Source organism: Nocardia sp. NPDC006630, from assembly GCF_040611495.1.
Taxonomy (GTDB): domain Bacteria; phylum Actinomycetota; class Actinomycetes; order Mycobacteriales; family Mycobacteriaceae; genus Nocardia.
The window spans coordinates 359,550-376,345 of the sequence record NZ_JBEXOK010000004.1; the positions used below are offsets into that span (position 1 = coordinate 359,550).

Below are 16,796 nucleotides of genomic sequence, written 5' to 3' on the forward strand. Positions count from 1 at the left end.
TGTGCCCGAAGGACATACGCTGCACCGCCTGGCGAAGCTGCACCACAAACGCTTCGCCGGCGGTGAAGTCCGGGTATCGAGCCCCCAGGGCCGCTTCGCCGACGGCGCCGCCCGCCTCGACGGCCAGGTGCTGACCCGCGCCGAAGCCTGGGGCAAACACCTACTGCACCACTACGATTCGGGCCTCATCGTCCACATCCACCTGGGCCTGTACGGAAAATTCACCGAATCCCCCTTCCCCCTGGGCGAACCGGTAGGCCAGGTCCGCATGCGCCTGATCGGCGCCGGCCGCACCGGAGACGTCTTCGGCACCGACCTGCGCGGCCCCACCGCCTGCGAAATCCTGCTCCCTCCCGAGGTCACCGCCCTCACCGACCGCCTCGGCCCCGACCCCCTGCGCAAAGACGCCGACCCGGACCGCGCCTGGCACCGCATCAGCCGCTCGCAGCGCCCGATCGGCGCACTGCTGATGGATCAAAAAGTCCTCGCCGGAGTCGGCAACGTCTACCGCGCCGAAATCCTTTTCCGCCACGGCATTTCCCCCGACCGCCCCGGCACCCAGCTCACTTACGAAGAGTGGCAAGCCATCTGGTCCGACCTCGTCGACCTGATGAAGGTAGGCGTCCGCCGCGGCGTCATGGTCGTAGTCCGCCCCGAACACGACCACGGCGCCCCCTCCTACGCCACCGACCGCCCCCGCACCTACGTCTACCGCCGCGCGGGCGACCCCTGCCGCCTCTGCGGCACCACAGTCCTGCACTCGGTCCTCGAAGGCCGAAACCTGTTCTGGTGCCCCACCTGCCAGCCGGGGTAAGTCGGGTGGTCGAGGTCGCGCTCGTTAGCTACTTCGCGGGCAGGTAGATTCCGTCCTTGGTGACGCCCAGGTATTTGTCCACCCAGGTCGGTGCGATCACGGGAGCGTCGGGTAGGTCCTGTCCGGAATTCGCATCCAGGGAAACCGCCTGTGTTCTGTTTCCGCCGGTTGTTCCATAAATTATTCCGTGGTACGCCCCGGTGATTTCGGGGGCAATTCGGCTGCTGTCGGAGGACAGTTGCCAGATTGTCCCATTAGCGGAGCGGATGTCTATGGAGACTATTCTTCCATTTGCGATTTTCTCCTGGCACGCAAGTGTCGTGGATTGATCGAATACGCAATCCCAACCAGGGCCGAGGTCGGTCTTGATCTTTCCTTTGTCGGTGTAGAGTGCTGTTCCGGAAGCTGGGTCGAGTAGGTTCAGGTCGGCGCCCCCGCAAGTGCCGGTCACCGCGAAATCCGAAATTTCCGGGCGCAGAAAGTCTGTCACCTCGCTGCCGGCAACTTTTTCCCACATCGCACTGCCGTCCGCCATGGAAAGACCGGTCACCGCGGTGTATTTCACATTGTTCTTCAGCGTGATGACGTTTCCTGATACCACACCTTTGCCGACGTGGCCTGCCAGGAATTTATCCTTCTTCCACCGGATCTGCTTGGTTTGCAGATCCACCACCCACGTCGCCGCCAAGCTATCCACCCATCCGCAGAAAGTAGCTTCACCTGCAGAAATGACGATGGTATCGTCGGTCATCCCAACAATCTTGAGTTGGCCCGTCGGTGCCGAGCCGATATCGACGACGCTGTTCCAACGCTGCTTTCCTGTTGATGGTTCGATAGCGATTATCTCAAGTGACCGCTGGTCCCGAGCGGTTCTGCTGGCCTCGCGCACACCGCTGAACGCGGTTATCACCAGATCGCCGGATCGCACCGGTGCCGCCGGGCTCCAACTGCCGCCCGGGCCCGCATTCCTATCAGGGGACAATTGAGTCTTTGTGATCCACTTCTGCTTGTCGCCAGAGGGGTCGATGGCGGTTGCGGTTCCTGCTTCGGAAGCGCAATAGACGAGACCGTCGCCTGTTGAACATGCGCCCAGTCCGGTCCCCTTGCTCAACGGGCTCTTTTTAGAAATCGGTGCGGCGTTGAAGACCCGTGGCGGGTCGAAGGGCTTCTTAGCGCCGACACTCGCTGCCGGTGAACTCCCCGGTCGTTCGGGCAATTCGGTCTTGCTTTCACCATTGCCAGTCGAGCAACCGGTTGCCAAGGCAAGCGATATCGCAAGTATCGCCATGTGTTGCCGCAATGCCACTGCCGTCACTCTGTACCCCCAACGGTCGTCAATCTTAACAACGATATGGCCCCGGATGACCTCATGCAACCTGAGATGTCAACGCGCACAACGGTACTGGCCCGAAATGGAAGGTTTATCCGGTACGTGACATGCATGAGGATCGTCGGGGAAATTCGGGGCTGCGGAGCGCGGCCGACCTATCTGGTGCATGTCGGTGCTCTATTCGCTGGCTCCATCGGCTATCGCCTGGTGTATCGATACGTTGGCTGCTCGGGGGCGCGAACGCCCGTCGGGCTGCGGGACTACCGAAGGTATGTCGGTATACTCGTGGTATGTCTGATATGACCACCATCAAGGTGCCCAAAGCGGTCCGAGATCGCCTGCTCGAGGTCGCGGCATCGAACGGGCTAACTCTGGGGCAGGCGCTCGATCATCTGCTCGGCAAGGTCGGCGCGCGGCCGAAGCCTACCGTGGGGGGCTATCGCAGTCAGCGTCCACTTTCGGCCGAGGAGATCGACCGAGAGCTCGGCCAGGGTTTCGGGGCCTAGATGACGATAATTGTCGACACGAGTGCAATCCTCGCCTTGTTCGACGAGGCGTACCCGGAGCACAAGCAACTGGCGCGAATCATCGCTGAAGCTGATGAGCGACTTGTGGTTTCGCCGATGGTTGTTGCCGAGGCGGACTACATGCTCTACACCCGGCTCGGGTCCCGCGCTGCGCACGACTTCGCTTCCGACGTGGCGGGGGGCGCGTATGACCTGGCGGCGTGGACATCCAACCACCACGCTGCGGCTCTGGCCATCCTTGACCGATACAATCAGGACTACGTCGGCATCGCCGATGCCTCGAATGTGGTTATCGCTGATCGAGAACGCACCAACCGAATGATGACGCTCGACCAGCGTCATTTTCGGACGCTACGTCCGCTGTGGGGTTTCGATAGCTTCGTTCTCTTGCCATATGATTCCTAGCCGAATCAATGTTGGCCGGGGTGAACGCGCGGAAATCCTTTTCCGCCAAGGAACTTCCCTCGAACGTCCCGGCACGCATCTCACTTACGAAGAGTGGCAGCCATCTGGTTCGACAACTGATTGTCGCGTCGCCGCAACAAACTGAGCGAGAGTGCTTTTGCCTGACTGACGTTCGTCGTCTAGGGCAGTATTGGTCGATCATGTTGCGGTCCAATCGGTTCCGCACAGCGTCAGGTGACTCGATTCGTCGTTCCGGTAGGTATTGAATCTGCGGGTTCTTATCGATGGACGGTGGGATGGGTGTCTCCCTAAGTTGGTCACACGCCCAGGTGATCTCTGGTGGCTCGAGTTCCCGCTGGTGCGAGAGGTATTGAGGTGCTGCGTGCACGACGATGCGGGGGATGCTTGTCGGGGATCGCCGGGGTGGAATATCCCCACACGAGAGCAGCTATTTCATGCGAAACACCCTTTTGATCACCGGTTTCATCGGTATCGCACTTGCCGTTGGCGCTGGATCCGCTGCGGCGGAGCCGCTTTCGGTGGACGATGCGAGTGCGGCACCGGCTGACACCACTACCGTTGCGGCCCTGCCGCCGGGTGAGGCTTGCGCGCAGAGTTTCCTCAGCGGGTGGGCCAGGTCGGCGGTCACCGGCTCGGCCACCGGTTCGGCGACCGGCTACCTCGCCGGATCCTCCGCCGGGCCCCAGAGTGGTTCCGCCAGTGGACTGGCCGCCGGGATTTTCGCGGCGCTGGCCAGCGGGTCCGGAGGGGGGCTCGCCAGCTGCGCCCTCGGCGAGCTGGGCAACGATCTGCCCGGCACCGCCACCGGCTCGACCAGCGGGCCGGGGCGCGGATACCTGACCGGCTCTGCCGCCGGCTTCGCGGCCGGCTCGAGTGATGGCTTGCCGAGTGGGCTGGGGCGCAGTGTCCTGGGCGGGCTGTTCGGTGTGGCGACCAGCGGTTCGAGTCAATAGTTCGCACTGGCCGCAGGAAGATGGGCGGTGACCCCGGCGTGCGTGAGCACAGGTCGGGGTCACCGCCGCACCCGAAAGCCTTGTGGCGCTGCTACGTAGCGGCGCTCGGGTCAGAGACTCGTTGAGGCTGTGGCGAATTCGCCGGCGCTCGCCAAGGCGCTGTCTTCCTCGATCTCGTGCTGGGTCAGGCGGCGGCCGGTGTGGCCGAGGCCGAATCCGGCCAGTAGTGCGGCCAGTGCGAAGAAGACTGCGCCGGTGAGGAAGGCGATGCGGTAGGCGCCTTCGGCGGGCAGGGCCACGACCGCGCCGTTGGCGAGGGTGTGGCGCAGGGTGTCGCTGGTGAGGATGGTGACGACCAGGGCGCTGCCGATGGCGCCGCCCACCGTGCGCATGATCGAGTTGATCGAGTTGGCGATGCCGGTCTCGTGCGGCGCCACATTGGCGACGAGCAGTGCGGGCATGGCGGAGTAGGCGATGGCGATCGCGGAGTTCGCGATGACCAGTGCGACAACAACTTCCACGCTCGTGGTGTGGAGCACCGCCAGGGCGGTCAGGGCGCACAGGCCGAGGATGCTGGCCAGCAGCAGCACAAAGCGGGGGCCGATGCGCCCGACCAGGCGTCCGGCGATCGGGCCCATCAGCACCGAGGCGACGGCGCCGGGCAGCATGAAGGCCACACTGGTACGCAGCACCGAGGCGTCGAATCCGAACCCGGTCAGTGCCCGCGGCGTCGCCACGAAGTAGGTCGCTCCCAGGAACACGCTGAACATCGCGAAACCGACGCAGAAGCTGGCCAGGTTGGTCACCGCGACCGGGCGATGTGCCAGCAGCGATGTCGCCACCAGCGGCTCTCGCAGCTTGGACTGCAGCAGCAGGAATCCGATCAGTACGACAATCGCGGCTACGAACAACCCGATGACCTTCGCACTGCCCCAACCCCATTCGTGGCCCTGGGAGATCGGCAGCAGCAAGCAGGCGAGGCCGAGGCCCAGTACCGCGGCACCCACGTAATCGACTCGGCCGCCCTGTCCCGCGCGGCGCGGCAGGGTGATGAACGCCAGCACCAGCACGACCGCTGTGAGTACAACGCACAGCCAGAAGATGCGACGGTAATCCGCGCCGCCCTGCGTCAGCAGACCCGTCGCCACCAGGGCGACGCCGCTGCCCACACCCAGGGTCGAGGCGGTGACGGCCAATGCCCCGGTCAGGCGCTCGGCCGGAAGTTCGCGCCGCAGCACGCTGATCGCGAGCGGGAACAGGCCGAAACTGGCGCCCTGCAAAGCCCTTCCGACGATGAGCAGATCGATGCTGTGTGCCGAGGCGGCCAGCAGGCTGCCGGCCAGTGTCACCACCAGAGTCGCCAGCACGACCGGCTTGTGGCCGTAGACATCGCCGAGGCGTCCGAGCAGCGGCGTGAACGCCGAGGCCGCCAGCATCGTGGCGGTTGTCACCCATCCGACGGTGGTGGCCGAAACGCCCAGTTGCAGGCCGATCTGCGGCAGTGCGGGCACGGGCAGTGTCTGGACCAGGGCCAGCAGAAACACGGTGCTGGCCATGGTCAGCACGATCGCGGTCGGCGAACAGGTGCGCCGAAGCTCGAGCGGGGAGGTCATTCGAGGGACCCTACGCCGGAATCGACACAGTGTCGATTATGATAGACGCCACGTCCACTATCGGAATGGAAATCGCTCTATGGTGTGGTCATGGCGCAGCAGGGCGGACCCAAGGTGAACCAGGCCCGAGACACGACCGAGGGAATCCGGCGCCGGGGCACGCTCTCCAAAGGCGATCAGCGCGAGGCCCAGATCCTGGAGGCGACCCGCCGTCTGCTGATGAAGAAGCCGATGGCCAAACTGACCGTCGACGACATCACGCACGCCACCGACATCTCGCGCACCAGCTTCTACTTCTACTTCCCGTCCAAGCAGGCAGTCCTCGCGCGCCTGATGGAGGACGTGAGTGACAGCTACGCCCAAACCCATGTCTGGCTGCCGTCCACCGGCCCGCAGCGCGACCTGCTGCACGCCCAGCTCATCGGGGCGGCTGAGGTCTGGCACGACAACAGTGCGATCCTGGTCTGCTCACTGGAGGGTTACGACAGCAGCTATCCGCCGCTGACGGAATTCATCGCCGCTATCCAAGCCCGATTCACCAGCGCGCTGTCAGCCAAGATCGACCGCGACCGCGCGGCCGGACTCGCGCCCGAGGGGATCGACTCGGCAACCCTCGCGACCCTCGTCGCCCTGATGCGCGACGCTCGCCTCTCCCAGTTGTCCGCGGCGTCCACGAACGACGTGACTCAGGGCATCGACGACCTCGCCGAGGCGATCCTCCGCCTGATCTACGGCCGACTGGATTGACGGAACTGCGGGTCGGACCGAGGCGGATCGGAACAATCCGGCCTGTGCGGTCAAAGATCCCGCCCTATAACGGTCGGCCCACCCATCGTCAATGCTCGCAGAGCGAAGACTCTCCGGGCGGCGCGACCGGCATGCCGTGGGATGCGATGAACGGCAGTGGAAAGCGGATAGCTCAGTCTTTGTCGCGAACCCCTTGGGCGGCGGGACGGACGACGAGCGCGGCGCGGCGATACCAGCGGTCCACCGTATTGCCTTCGTTGCCCAGGTAGCCCTCGGTTTCGACGGCGAACGGTTGTTGGTCCGCTCCTGTTGTACCCGTGCACATTTCGTCGTCAGTGACCCGTGCCGTCATCGGGCTGGCGCTGCCTGATCGGTCGATCCACCAGGTTAGTTCGATATTCGAACCCCACTGCTCGTCGAGGCTGTCCGGGCTGAGCCGGTCGGGGTGGTCTTTGGGCGGGCTGTCGGAATCCGACTCGTCCTCGAAAGGCTCTTCCTCGTCGTCGATCGGGGCCCATGTCTCGCCGACGAGCGTCCATGTTCCGTCGACCAGCTCCCAGCGGCGACGCCGGCCGCACATCCAGTCCTCGTCCTCGAAGTATTCGCAGGCGTAGGACTTCTGAATTTCCGCCAGTACCAGCGCTGCTTCACATTCGGCGTGGTCGGCCGCCGCGATGAGCGCAGCGGCACGAGCGGCGTCGGCGCCTTTGAGCTGTTCCCAGCCGAATCCGCGTTGGGAGTACTGGTGATCCAGTAGATAGACCAGTTGGGCTGGCGGCTTGCTTGCGGGGCCGCCATTTCGGAGCCAGGCCGGTACCGGTACCGGCCTGGCGAAGTGCTCGCGCAGGTGTGCGGCGAGCGTCGCTGATACGTCCCCGTCCGGGGAATCGGTGTTCGGAACTGCGCGGTTACCCGCGATCAGGTTGTAGGTCAGTGTGATCCGATAGCCGTCGGTCACCGGCAGTACCTCGTGATCGCAGTCGGCGTAGAAGGCGATGAAGCCGAGATCATCGGGTGAGCCGGTGCCGATCACCCGCTCGCTGCCATGCTCGACCACCAGATCCCCACCGGCGAAGGCCGAGGGCAGGGTCACCACCAGGGTGCCGATCATGCCGTCGGCCTTCTCCGAATCCTGATGGCGCCGAAAGAATTGCCCTGCCTCGTACACCAGCAGGGAATGCCGTTGCGCTGTCAGTTCGCAGTCTGCCGGTAGTCCCAGGTCGCGCCGCACCACGTCGAGCATCGGTCCCAGAGTCTGCTGCCAGCGCGGCTCGTCGACGGTGATCCGGTCGCGCGGAACCTCCCAGGTATTACGAACATTCGGATCCAGCAGAGTGTGTTCCCCCTGCCCGAATCGGGCCAGGCGCGCAACATCCCGCAGCTCTCGGGCCTGCTCGGGCGTCACCGGCCAGCGCAGCGGCCCCACCCCGTCCACCGTGACCGCCAGATCCCCGGCCGCCGCGGTACCCCGCACCGCGAAGGAACCTGCCGGACGGATCGAGCCCAAGAGCTCACCGATGGTCCGCAAGGTTTGCTCTGACATTCCCATCCCCACATCTCGCCGACAGCCCCGCCGGCGTCGGTCTCGCCGTCGTAGACGACCCTCAGCAGTATTGCGGACCCGACCGACAGGCTCTCGGCGGTCTGAATCGGTCGAAGAGGGTCGCGGCCAGGTAGCCGGAGGTGGCGACGGACGTGATGGTGAAGCTGGCGGGGGCGGCGGCGAAACGGTAGGAGAGGGCGATTCCGGCCCATACGGCGCCGACGGCCAGTAGTGCGGATATCCAGAATGCTCGCCATGGGCGGTTCGTGAGCCGTGCGGCGGTGGCGGCGGGGGCGGCCAGTAGCCCGAGAACGACTATGGCGCCGACCAATTGGGTGGCCTCGGCCACCGTGGCACCCACGATTCCCAGGAACACCGCGCCCAGGATGCGGACCGGGATGCCGGCCGCGGCCGCGACGCCGGGATCGATGGTGGCGAACAGCAGCGGCCGCGAGATGACCAGCAGCACTGTGATGGCACCGCCCGCGATCAGAGCTGCGGTCAGCGCGGCGGAGGCGCCGATCCCGAAGATGCTGCCGAACAAGACATTCACGTTCGCGCTGCCGTTTCCGCCGCTGCGGTGGGTGGTGTAGTAGGCCAGGAACAGCACGCCGAGTCCCAGTACCCAGGAGAAGAACGAGCCGATCACGACCTCGTCGGTGCCGCCGCGCACGCCGCCGACCCCGAGTGCCAGGCCGACCGCCACCGTCGCTACGAAAAGCCCTGCGCGCGGGTTGATTCCAGCGGCGAGCGCCGCCATGGCACCGGTGTACGCCACGTGTCCGAGCGCGTCACCGGCGAAGACCTCGCCGCGCTGCACGACGAAATAGCCTGTCAGGCCGCACAATATGGCCACCCCTGTTCCGGCGAGCAGCGCATGGTCGATGAACGGATGTGCCAGCATCCTCGCTACGGCGTTCACGCGGGCACCCCCGCGCAGCGGGGCCGGTGAACCTGTCCGCGCCGATCGAGCCACGCTCTCAGGCCTGCGCTTACCAGGTAGCACGCGAACGCGAAAGTGCTGACCCAGAACCCGATCGGATACGGGGAGAAGTACGCGAATCCCATGCCCAGCCACGTCACCGCGACGGCGATCGCGACCGAAACCGCGACACCTCGCCCGGGATGGCTGGTGAGCCGGTGCGCGGCGGCCGCCGGTGCCACCAGGAGTGCGAACACCAGCAGGCTGCCGGTGACCTGGCTGGTACCCGCCGCCGCGATACCGAGCAGCAGCATGAACGCCGCTGCGACCAGTTGCACCGGAACACCCTGGGCGGCAGCGGTTTCCGGGTCGAGCGAGGCCCACAGCAGCGGCCGCCCGAGTAATGCCAGTACCAGCAGGCACGGCACGGCCGCGATCAGCAGCACGGTGACCTGTTCCGAGGTGATGCCGGCGATGGTGCCGAACAGCAGATTGGTCAGGCCGGACAGGAAGCCCTTGTAGAGGCTGACGAACAGCATTCCCGCAGCCAGCGCGAACGCCTGCACGGTGCCGATGACCGCCGACTGCTCGCCGGTGCCGCGCGAGTGAGCGGCCCGGGGGAGTGCCGCGATCACCAGTGCTGTCCCGATGCAGGCCGCGAAATAGCCGTAACCTGCGGCGATTCCGAGGCAGGTGGCCGCGGCCGCGCCCGGGAATCCGACCACGGCTAAGGTGTGCCCGGCGAAACTTTCCCGCCGCAGCACCATCATCCAGCCGATCGCACCGGCCACCACGGCGACGATGGTTCCCGCCCGCAGTGCATTGACCATGAACGGGTAGGACAGCAATTGCCGCAGATCCTCGACGAGGTTCCAGGTCGCCACCGGGTTCATCGGGTGGGCCCCACAGCAGAATCCGCGACCGTGTGCCCGGGCGGCACTTCGGGCTGCCCGACCACGAACAATCGCCCGGTGCTGTCGCGCAGCACCTCGATCCGAATGCCGTACAGCGCCGAAAGTTTCTCCCCGGTAATCACTTCCGCGGGTGTGCCGCTCAAAGCCTGTCCACGCGCCACGTATACGAGGCGATCGAGGTACGGCAGGATCGGGTTCACGTCGTGGGCGACCATGACAACCGCGACGTGTTCCCGTCGGCAGATATCGCGGATCAGCGCACTGATACCGGCTTGGCTGGGCACATCCAGACTGTCGAGAGGTTCATCGAGCAGCAGCAGTCGCGGTCGCCGGATCAGGGCCTGCGCGATGAGCAGCCGCTGCTGCTCGCCGCCGGAGCACTGCCCGATCGGGCGATGCGCGTACGGCTGCGCTCCGACCAGCTCGATCACCTCTCGCAAGCGCTGCTGTCGAGCCCGATATCGTTCGGGTGTAACAAGTTTCGACAGCCAGGGCAGCGGTGTTCCCCAGCGTGCGCCGTCCAGGCCGAGGCGCACGATATCGATGCCGCGAATCCGCACGCTCGCATCGAAGGCGCGTCGTTGCGGCAGGTATCCGATGCGGGCATTGTGTTGCCCCGCAGGGCGACCGAGCACTTCGACGGTGCCCGCGACAGTCGAGTTCACCCCGAGAATCGCCTTGATCAGCGTGGATTTGCCCGCACCGTTCGGGCCGAGCACGGCAATGAACTGCCCGGGTGCGACATCGAGAGATACGTCCGACCAGATGGTCCGTCCACCGATCGCCGCCGTGGACCCCCTCATGCGGACCACGGGAGCGGGGGCGGAATCCGCTGGCGGACTACTGGACATCTACTTGCCGGTCGCCTGGTGTAGCGCGTCTTCCAACGCCTGCAGCTGACCGGTCTGCCAATCCTGGAACGTGGCGTTCTCCGGGGCCAGGGTTTCGGTTACCGTCGTCTCCTCGATGCCCTGCTTCTTGACCGCATCGACCTGCGCCTGCACATCCGGGGTGCTGTTCTGGCTGTTGTAGATGTACACCTTCAAGGCCTTCGCCGCGATCTGCGCATCGATGGCCGACTTGTCCGCCGGTGCGGGATCGGTGCCCTCGCTGATCGCCTTCAGGAAGGTGGCCGGAGTGATCAGGGTGAGCCCCAACGCATCCGAGAGCGGAGAGAAGATCGACTCGCTCGCACCCACCGGGGTGCCCGCGTACTTGTTCTTGATATCGGCGATGAGGCCCTTGTACTTCGACAGCGTCACATTCAGGAAGGTGGCCCGCTGCGTATCGAAGTACGCGGCATCGGCCGGGTCGGCCTTCTTGTAGTCGTCCGTGATCGCCTCGACCACCTTGGTGACCGAATCCGGTGAGTACCACTGGTGCGGGTTGCCGTCGTCGGCGACGCCGAGCTGCTTGCCGACGTTGAGCTCGATACGGTCCTTGCCCGGATTGGCCGCCAGCAGCTTGTCCGACCAGGCGTCATAGCCGATCCCGTTGGCTATCACCACTTGTGCGCCTGCGATCGTGCGTGCGTCCGCGGGTGCCGGTTCGTAGGCGTGCGGATCGGTGTCCGGGTTGGTGATGATGCTCGTCTCGCGCACCTTGTCGCCGCCGAGCTGGGCCGCGATGCTGCCCCAGGCGTTGATCGTCGCCACCACTTCGACTTTGCCGCTGCTGCCGCCGGTATCGGAGGAAGTGTCCGAAGAACTGCACGCGGTGGCGATCGTGGCGATCGCAACGGCCCCCAGTGCTGTGGCGATCACGCGCTTGCTGTTGCCCGGTTGAGCCATCGCATATCCCTCATCAGATTTTGAAACTGGAAATCATTGTCGTTAAGGTAACAGCCGGATCGCCGATCGTCCAAGCGAGCTTGACGTGTCCCAGCCGAAGAAAGAGTCCTGATGAAGTTCCGCACTATCGCCGCGGCCACCGCCATCGCCGCCCTGTCCGTCACCGCCATCACCGCGAATGTCGCCTCCGCGCAACCTGATTCGTCGAGCAACAGCTCCGTCGCCACGGATATCGCGCCCGGAATCCATTACCGGGCGAACATTGTCGATCACTCGGTTGTCATTGCCACTGACGTTGGTTCACTGGCAGTCAAGGACAACAAGGTCCAGATCGTCGACGGTTCCGGTGCGGCCGTGGCCACGGTGCCGCTGAGCTACCAACGCGACGGCAAATCCTTCCCCATCGCGGCGCAGATCGACGGCAATACCGCCACGCTTACCCCGAACACCGATCCAGCTGCCGCACAACCGATCACGCCCGGCAGCCCGGTCATCAAACAGGTCGACGCCACCGCCAACGCCAACTTCAACCAGGCCCTGAGCAACCTTACGAACGAGGTCACGGTCGGTGTGGCGATCGGTAGCCTCATCGGCACCGTGATCGGTGCGGGTATCGGTTGCATCGCGGGCGGCGCCATCCTCGGAGCCGGTGCGACGGTCGCCACCATCGGCACCCTGACCATTCCCGGCGCCATCGGCGGCTGCCTGGTCACCGGCGCGGCCGCCGCCGCCATCGGCCTGGTGGCCGGCACCATCTTCATCGGCGGACCGGTCGCGGCCGTAGCTGTGTTCCAGTTCTTCAACGACCTGGCCACACCGCCCGCCCCGGCGAATGCCACTGCTCCCGCCGATGCCGCCGCGGCCCCCGCTGCCTGAGTAGTCCACCTGCCGGTGTCACTGGGTGCGCGTCGGGTGCCCAGGATGAGGGCCACCACGTGTCAGGTCGGGATCAGGTCCATATCAGCGGGGGTCGCGACAGTAGTCCTATGCGAAACACAGTGAAGAACTCGACCGACTCGATCTGGACCGGCATGGTCCCCGTTGATGACACGGCTCTGGCCGTCACCGATACCGGCGGCCCCGGAATCCCGGTGCTCTACCTCAATGGCCAGTTCGCCACTCAGGGCTACTGGAAGAAGGCCATCGCCGACCTCGGTCCCGGCTTCCGGCACATCACCTTCGACGAGCGGGCTCGTGGCAAGAAGTCGCAGAAGTCGGCCGACTACTCCTTCGAAGCCTGCCTTCGTGACGTCGATGCGGTGCTCGCGGCCCGAGGCGTGGATCGGGTGCTGGTGGTGGGCTGGTCCTACGGGGCCTTCGTCGCGGCACACTGGACCAGCCGGAATCCGGACCGGGCCATCGGCGCGGTGCTGGTCGACGGTGCCCAGCCGTTCGACTGGATGGACGAGGCCATGGAACTGCGGATCCGCAAGCTGTTCAAGCGGTTGAGCTGGTTCACGCCGCTGGTGCGTCCCACGGGCCTGACCCCGCGACTGAGTGCCGAACAGATGGCGAACTGCAATATCGAACTCGGCTGGATCTCCCGTGCGGATGCGCTGGGACCGGTGATGGACGATATCGCCGTCCCGACGCGGTACGTGCTCGCGTCGGGTTCGTCCTTCGGCAGTAAAGGGGACGAGCAGGAACGCATCCGCGCCGGCGTCGAAACGGTGACCGCCCGCAACCCGAAGATCCAAGTCAGCGCGAAGGTCGCCAGTAACCACGGCGCGATCCTGAAAAAGGACTTCCACGCTGTTGGGAACGCCGTCCGCGAGGTCGTCGCAGCGTCCGTGGCCGTGTGATGGAGACCGGGTGGGCAATTCGACGGGGACGGCCATCAGGAATGGTGACAGTCCCCGCCGGGTTCCACCTGATTACCGGTTGAGCCACCACGAGCAGGAGTAAGCCATGACCGCACGCGAACCCAGAATCCCCGGACCCGACCATCCGATCACCGTCGAGAAGACGGGTCAGCGCGTTATCGCGCGAGTCGGCGGACACGTGATCGCCGATTCCAGTAGGGCTTTGACATTGCGGGAGGGGAATTACCCACCGGTTCAATACATCCCGATCGAGGATGTCGACCGGACGCTGCTGGCGGCCAGCACCGCGCAGACGTACTGCCCGTACAAGGGTGACGCGTCCTACTACAGCATCACCCTCGCCGACGGAGACCTGGCCGACGTGGTGTGGTCCTACCGCGAGCCGTACGACGCCGTCGCGGCCATCGCGGACCACGTCGCCTTCTACACCGATCGGGTGGACGTCGTAGTCGGGGACTGACTCTCGCGGAAGCGCAGTGTGAACACTTGCCACAGGCCCACCGCGAGCAGGGCGACGGTGGCGATGATGTAGGCATCGCCCGGAAGATGTTGCCACCAGGACCAATTGAGCTCGCGGTGTTTGCCGTTGGGCACGAGTCCCGGGCCGATCATGAACAGGATGGCGAACCCGGCGATGGCGGCGTACGGCGCGAAGCGCGGGTTGGTGGTTGTCCATGCTGCCGCCGTGACCAGGGCGGGCGCGACCCACACCCAGTGATGGGTCCAGGACACCGGTGAGATCAGCAGCAGCACTGCGGCATTCACCAGCAGGGCGGTGACCGACAGCACGGTGACGGGTGTGGTGGGTTCGGCGGCCGCCTTCTCGGCGGTGAAGAGGTGCCGCATCAGCACCACGCCCGCGCAGACGACGGCCAGGCCGAGGCCGAGCCATACCGCGGTGGCGGCCGAATGTGTCAGTCCCATACGGAAAACCGTGCCCTTGATGGACTGATTGCCCACGTAGTCGGGCGAGCCGATGCGGTTGGTATCGCTGACGGCGTGGAACCAGTACTGCCGCGATTCCTTGGGGAACAACAGGAATCCGGCTCCGACCACGGTCGCCGCGGTGGCCGCCGCCGTGCCCGCGGCCTTCCAATCCTTGCGAATCAGGAAGTACAGGATGAAGGCCGCCGGGGTCAGTTTTGTCACCGCCGCGATGCCGATGAGCACGCCGCGCGGCCAGCGTGGCTTCACGGTCAAGCAGTCGAGGGCGACCGCCGCCATGAGAACAAGGTTGATCTGCCCGAACCACATGGTGGTCCGGACGGGTTCGATCGCGAGCATGAGGGCGACCGCGGCCCCCGTCAACATGACTTTGCCGCGCAGTTCCAGATCCGGCCGAACCCGCGACAGCACCAGCCACAGCGTGACCGTGAGACAGGCCAGCGAACTTGCCGTTACCAGCAGCTCGGCCAGCCAGAGCGGCACCACCGCCAGCGGAACCATCAAGAGCGCCGCGGACGGGGGATAGGTGAACGGCAGATCGGTGTGGCCGCGCACCGGCAGCGTCGGGCCGTACAGTCCGCCGTGATGCAGCCAGCCCAGTGTGCCGACCCGATAGACCTGTAGGTCCAGAAAACCGTGCAGCGCCGTGAACAGAAGTGTCAGCGCCACCGATAGCAGAACTCCGACCACGATCGGAACAACGGGAAAGTACCTTCGGCCGTCGGACTTAGGTTGACGCAGCAAGCTTCGCTGCCCCGTCCGCATCGTGATCATCAGGCAGACACTAACCTTTCGGCTTTCGCGCGAGTTGTCCGGATTGCACTGTGGGAGTGGCCAGTAGATGGCTGGAGTCTGTCGTACTCCGGCCGCCCCAGTGCCCCAAACGGCTCTCGGCCGAGGCGAACCAGGTCGCATAGAAGACGAGCGAAACGGTAGCTAACGCACCCAGTACCGCAACCCCGGCGAGCACCGGATACTCGGCCATGGTCACGGCCAAGAATCTGTACGACAGCAGCAGCCCGGCGAGCGTCGTGACACCGAGCGAGACGATGCGCACACGGTAGCGGTGCCAGCCGCTGTCCGGATCGCGCAGTATCGATTCCACCGTCAGGCACAGGACCACACCGGCCACCAGATCACTGCCGTAGTGGTAGCCGAAGCCCAGCGTCGCGAGCAGCGTGCACACCAGCCACAGCGCACCGGCCCAGCGCAACCAACGCGGTGCGTGGCGGGAGTGGATGAACAGCGCTGTCGCCCAGGCGGTATGCATCGACGGCATGCAATTGCGGGCGGTGACCGCGTCGAACAACATCGGTTTCGGCGCGGATGTCAAGGCGGGCAGCGCATCTGGCCAGTTACCGAGTTGCAGGCCGTGACCCAGCGGTCCGTAGGCGAAAACCGGTCCGACCACGGGGAACAGCACGTACCCGATCGGGCCGATCACGCCCAGCGCCAGGAAGGTGCGCAGCAGGCTGTGCTGCGGCCAGGGACTCGTCGTCACATTGCGCAGCTGCCACACCGCGACCACCATCGCCGCCACCGGCAGCTGGATGTACACCACGTGCAGCACATGCGACGGTATGGGGCCGAGGGCTTCCAGCGCGCGGCCGACCAGCCAGGCCGGCTCTCCCAGCGCCCGATCGGCGAGCTGAACGTATTGGTCGAGCACCTGCGGACCGGCGATGATGCTGACCATCAGCCAGGTGTCCGCGACCTTCGAGGCCATGATCAACAGGACGCCGAATGCGATGGCGTGCAAGGCCGTACGCCGCTGTCTGCCCTGCCACCGGAACGCCGTCACCGTCAATGCGGTCAGGGCCAGCGTCGGGCCGGTGCCGATCGACACATGCCAGCCGCACAGCACCTGCAACCCCAGTGTCATCAGATCCGAGATCGCCGCCGCGGCCAGTGTGACAACCCTCGCGCGCGCGGGCACGCCGACACAGGCCAGCCCCAGCCCCGCCCAGGACACGGCCGCCGACTGCGGATTGCCCAGGTAGTCGTCGACCAGGCTGCGTAGCGGACCCATCACCTCGTGCGTCGAGGCCCACACCTGAACGACCACCAGCAGCACCGCCGCCGCGATCACTCCGGCAGCGGGTATGACCCGAGAACCGACCCCGTCGCCGGACAGCGACGAGCCGGAAACCTTAGCCTCATGGTCGACCAGCACTGTAAATCGATAACACAGGTTAAACGGAGGCACAACTTCCGGTTACCGAAAGCTGTCCAGTATCCATCCAGCAAATGTCATCGGCAACCCCGTCCGACATGCCCCGGCAGCCCCCGAGAGCCTATGCCCGCGGTCGGACAGCTCCGGCGGCTCAGGTAGTAGTCGGGGGGTGTGGTCCGACGGGGTGGGGGAGGCTGCGATGGTGCGGCCGTCGTAGTCGACGGTGCGGGGTTCGGTCGCGCAGCGATTGCTGTTCAATTGCTATGCATTAGCCGG

At 65.4% G+C, this 16,796-nt stretch carries 17 protein-coding genes; 8 read left to right on the forward strand and 9 right to left on the reverse strand.

What is annotated here, in order from left to right:
* Position 1 precedes the first annotated feature (1 nt).
* Positions 2–814, forward strand: coding sequence for a DNA-formamidopyrimidine glycosylase family protein (locus ABZX86_RS13420; RefSeq protein ID WP_355123208.1), 813 nt, complete (start codon positions 2–4; stop codon positions 812–814).
* Positions 815–842: 28 nt separating this feature from the next.
* Here the strand turns inward: ABZX86_RS13420 and ABZX86_RS13425 are convergent, their stop codons facing one another.
* Positions 843–2,120: a PQQ-binding-like beta-propeller repeat protein gene (locus tag ABZX86_RS13425; protein WP_355123210.1), complete on the reverse strand. Its 1,278-nt coding sequence runs from the start codon at positions 2,118–2,120 to the stop codon at positions 843–845.
* A gap of 314 nt (positions 2,121–2,434) precedes the next feature.
* Here ABZX86_RS13425 and ABZX86_RS13430 point away from each other — a divergent pair, with 314 nt between their 5' ends.
* The 3 genes from ABZX86_RS13430 (at position 2,435) to ABZX86_RS13440 (ending at position 4,050) form a co-directional block, all read left to right on the forward strand.
* Positions 2,435–2,650, forward strand: coding sequence for a hypothetical protein (locus tag ABZX86_RS13430; RefSeq protein WP_153806104.1), 216 nt, complete (start codon positions 2,435–2,437; stop codon positions 2,648–2,650).
* The gene (locus tag ABZX86_RS13435) at positions 2,651–3,076 is read left to right on the forward strand and encodes a PIN domain-containing protein (protein ID WP_355123212.1); all 426 of its coding nucleotides are present in this window, start codon (positions 2,651–2,653) and stop codon (positions 3,074–3,076) included.
* Between the two features lie 455 nt (positions 3,077–3,531).
* Positions 3,532–4,050 carry a hypothetical protein gene (locus ABZX86_RS13440; protein WP_355123214.1) on the forward strand — a complete coding sequence of 173 codons (519 nt, stop codon included), beginning with the start codon at positions 3,532–3,534 and terminating at the stop codon, positions 4,048–4,050.
* Positions 4,051–4,160: 110 nt separating this feature from the next.
* Here the strand turns inward: ABZX86_RS13440 and ABZX86_RS13445 are convergent, their stop codons facing one another.
* Positions 4,161–5,663: an MFS transporter gene (locus tag ABZX86_RS13445; RefSeq protein WP_355123216.1), complete on the reverse strand. Its 1,503-nt coding sequence runs from the start codon at positions 5,661–5,663 to the stop codon at positions 4,161–4,163.
* 90 nt (positions 5,664–5,753) lie between these two features.
* Between ABZX86_RS13445 and ABZX86_RS13450 the strand changes: the two genes are divergently transcribed.
* On the forward strand, positions 5,754–6,410 hold the full coding sequence (locus tag ABZX86_RS13450; protein ID WP_355123218.1) for a TetR/AcrR family transcriptional regulator: 657 nt from the start codon (positions 5,754–5,756) through the stop codon (positions 6,408–6,410).
* A gap of 172 nt (positions 6,411–6,582) precedes the next feature.
* Here the strand turns inward: ABZX86_RS13450 and ABZX86_RS13455 are convergent, their stop codons facing one another.
* The 5 genes from ABZX86_RS13455 to ABZX86_RS13475 form a co-directional block, all read right to left on the reverse strand.
* On the reverse strand, positions 6,583–7,953 hold the full coding sequence (locus tag ABZX86_RS13455; RefSeq protein WP_355123220.1) for a 2OG-Fe(II) oxygenase: 1,371 nt from the start codon (positions 7,951–7,953) through the stop codon (positions 6,583–6,585).
* Positions 7,954–8,014: 61 nt separating this feature from the next.
* Complete coding sequence (locus ABZX86_RS13460; RefSeq protein ID WP_355123222.1) at positions 8,015–8,875, reverse strand: metal ABC transporter permease; 861 nt, start codon at positions 8,873–8,875, stop codon at positions 8,015–8,017.
* Entirely contained in the window at positions 8,872–9,768 is an 897-nt protein-coding gene (locus ABZX86_RS13465) for a metal ABC transporter permease (protein WP_355123224.1), read from the reverse strand. Before ABZX86_RS13465 ends, ABZX86_RS13460 begins: the two co-directional genes overlap by 4 nt.
* Entirely contained in the window at positions 9,765–10,592 is an 828-nt protein-coding gene (locus tag ABZX86_RS13470) for an ATP-binding cassette domain-containing protein (protein ID WP_355123226.1), read from the reverse strand. The genes ABZX86_RS13465 and ABZX86_RS13470 overlap by 4 nt, the downstream gene beginning before the upstream one ends.
* 48 nt (positions 10,593–10,640) lie before the next feature.
* Positions 10,641–11,579: a zinc ABC transporter substrate-binding protein gene (locus tag ABZX86_RS13475; RefSeq protein WP_355123228.1), complete on the reverse strand. Its 939-nt coding sequence runs from the start codon at positions 11,577–11,579 to the stop codon at positions 10,641–10,643.
* A 111-nt stretch (positions 11,580–11,690) separates the two neighbouring features.
* Here ABZX86_RS13475 and ABZX86_RS13480 point away from each other — a divergent pair, with 111 nt between their 5' ends.
* The 3 genes from ABZX86_RS13480 to ABZX86_RS13490 all read left to right on the forward strand — a co-directional run bounded on the left by ABZX86_RS13480 (position 11,691) and on the right by ABZX86_RS13490 (position 13,862).
* Complete coding sequence (locus tag ABZX86_RS13480) at positions 11,691–12,455, forward strand: hypothetical protein (protein WP_355123230.1); 765 nt, start codon at positions 11,691–11,693, stop codon at positions 12,453–12,455.
* 110 nt (positions 12,456–12,565) lie between these two features.
* Positions 12,566–13,381, forward strand: a complete 816-nt coding sequence (locus ABZX86_RS13485; RefSeq protein ID WP_355123232.1) for an alpha/beta hydrolase — start codon at positions 12,566–12,568, stop codon at positions 13,379–13,381.
* A 106-nt stretch (positions 13,382–13,487) separates the two neighbouring features.
* The gene (locus tag ABZX86_RS13490) at positions 13,488–13,862 is read left to right on the forward strand and encodes a DUF427 domain-containing protein (RefSeq protein ID WP_355123234.1); all 375 of its coding nucleotides are present in this window, start codon (positions 13,488–13,490) and stop codon (positions 13,860–13,862) included.
* On the opposite strand, the gene ABZX86_RS13495 is transcribed toward ABZX86_RS13490, so the two are convergent.
* On the reverse strand, positions 13,826–15,016 hold the full coding sequence (locus ABZX86_RS13495) for a glycosyltransferase 87 family protein (protein WP_355123236.1): 1,191 nt from the start codon (positions 15,014–15,016) through the stop codon (positions 13,826–13,828). The two genes, ABZX86_RS13490 and ABZX86_RS13495, sit on opposite strands and share 37 nt — an antisense overlap.
* A gap of 115 nt (positions 15,017–15,131) precedes the next feature.
* Positions 15,132–16,433, reverse strand: coding sequence for a phosphatase PAP2 family protein (locus tag ABZX86_RS13500; protein WP_355123827.1), 1,302 nt, complete (start codon positions 16,431–16,433; stop codon positions 15,132–15,134).
* Positions 16,434–16,796 lie beyond the last annotated feature (363 nt).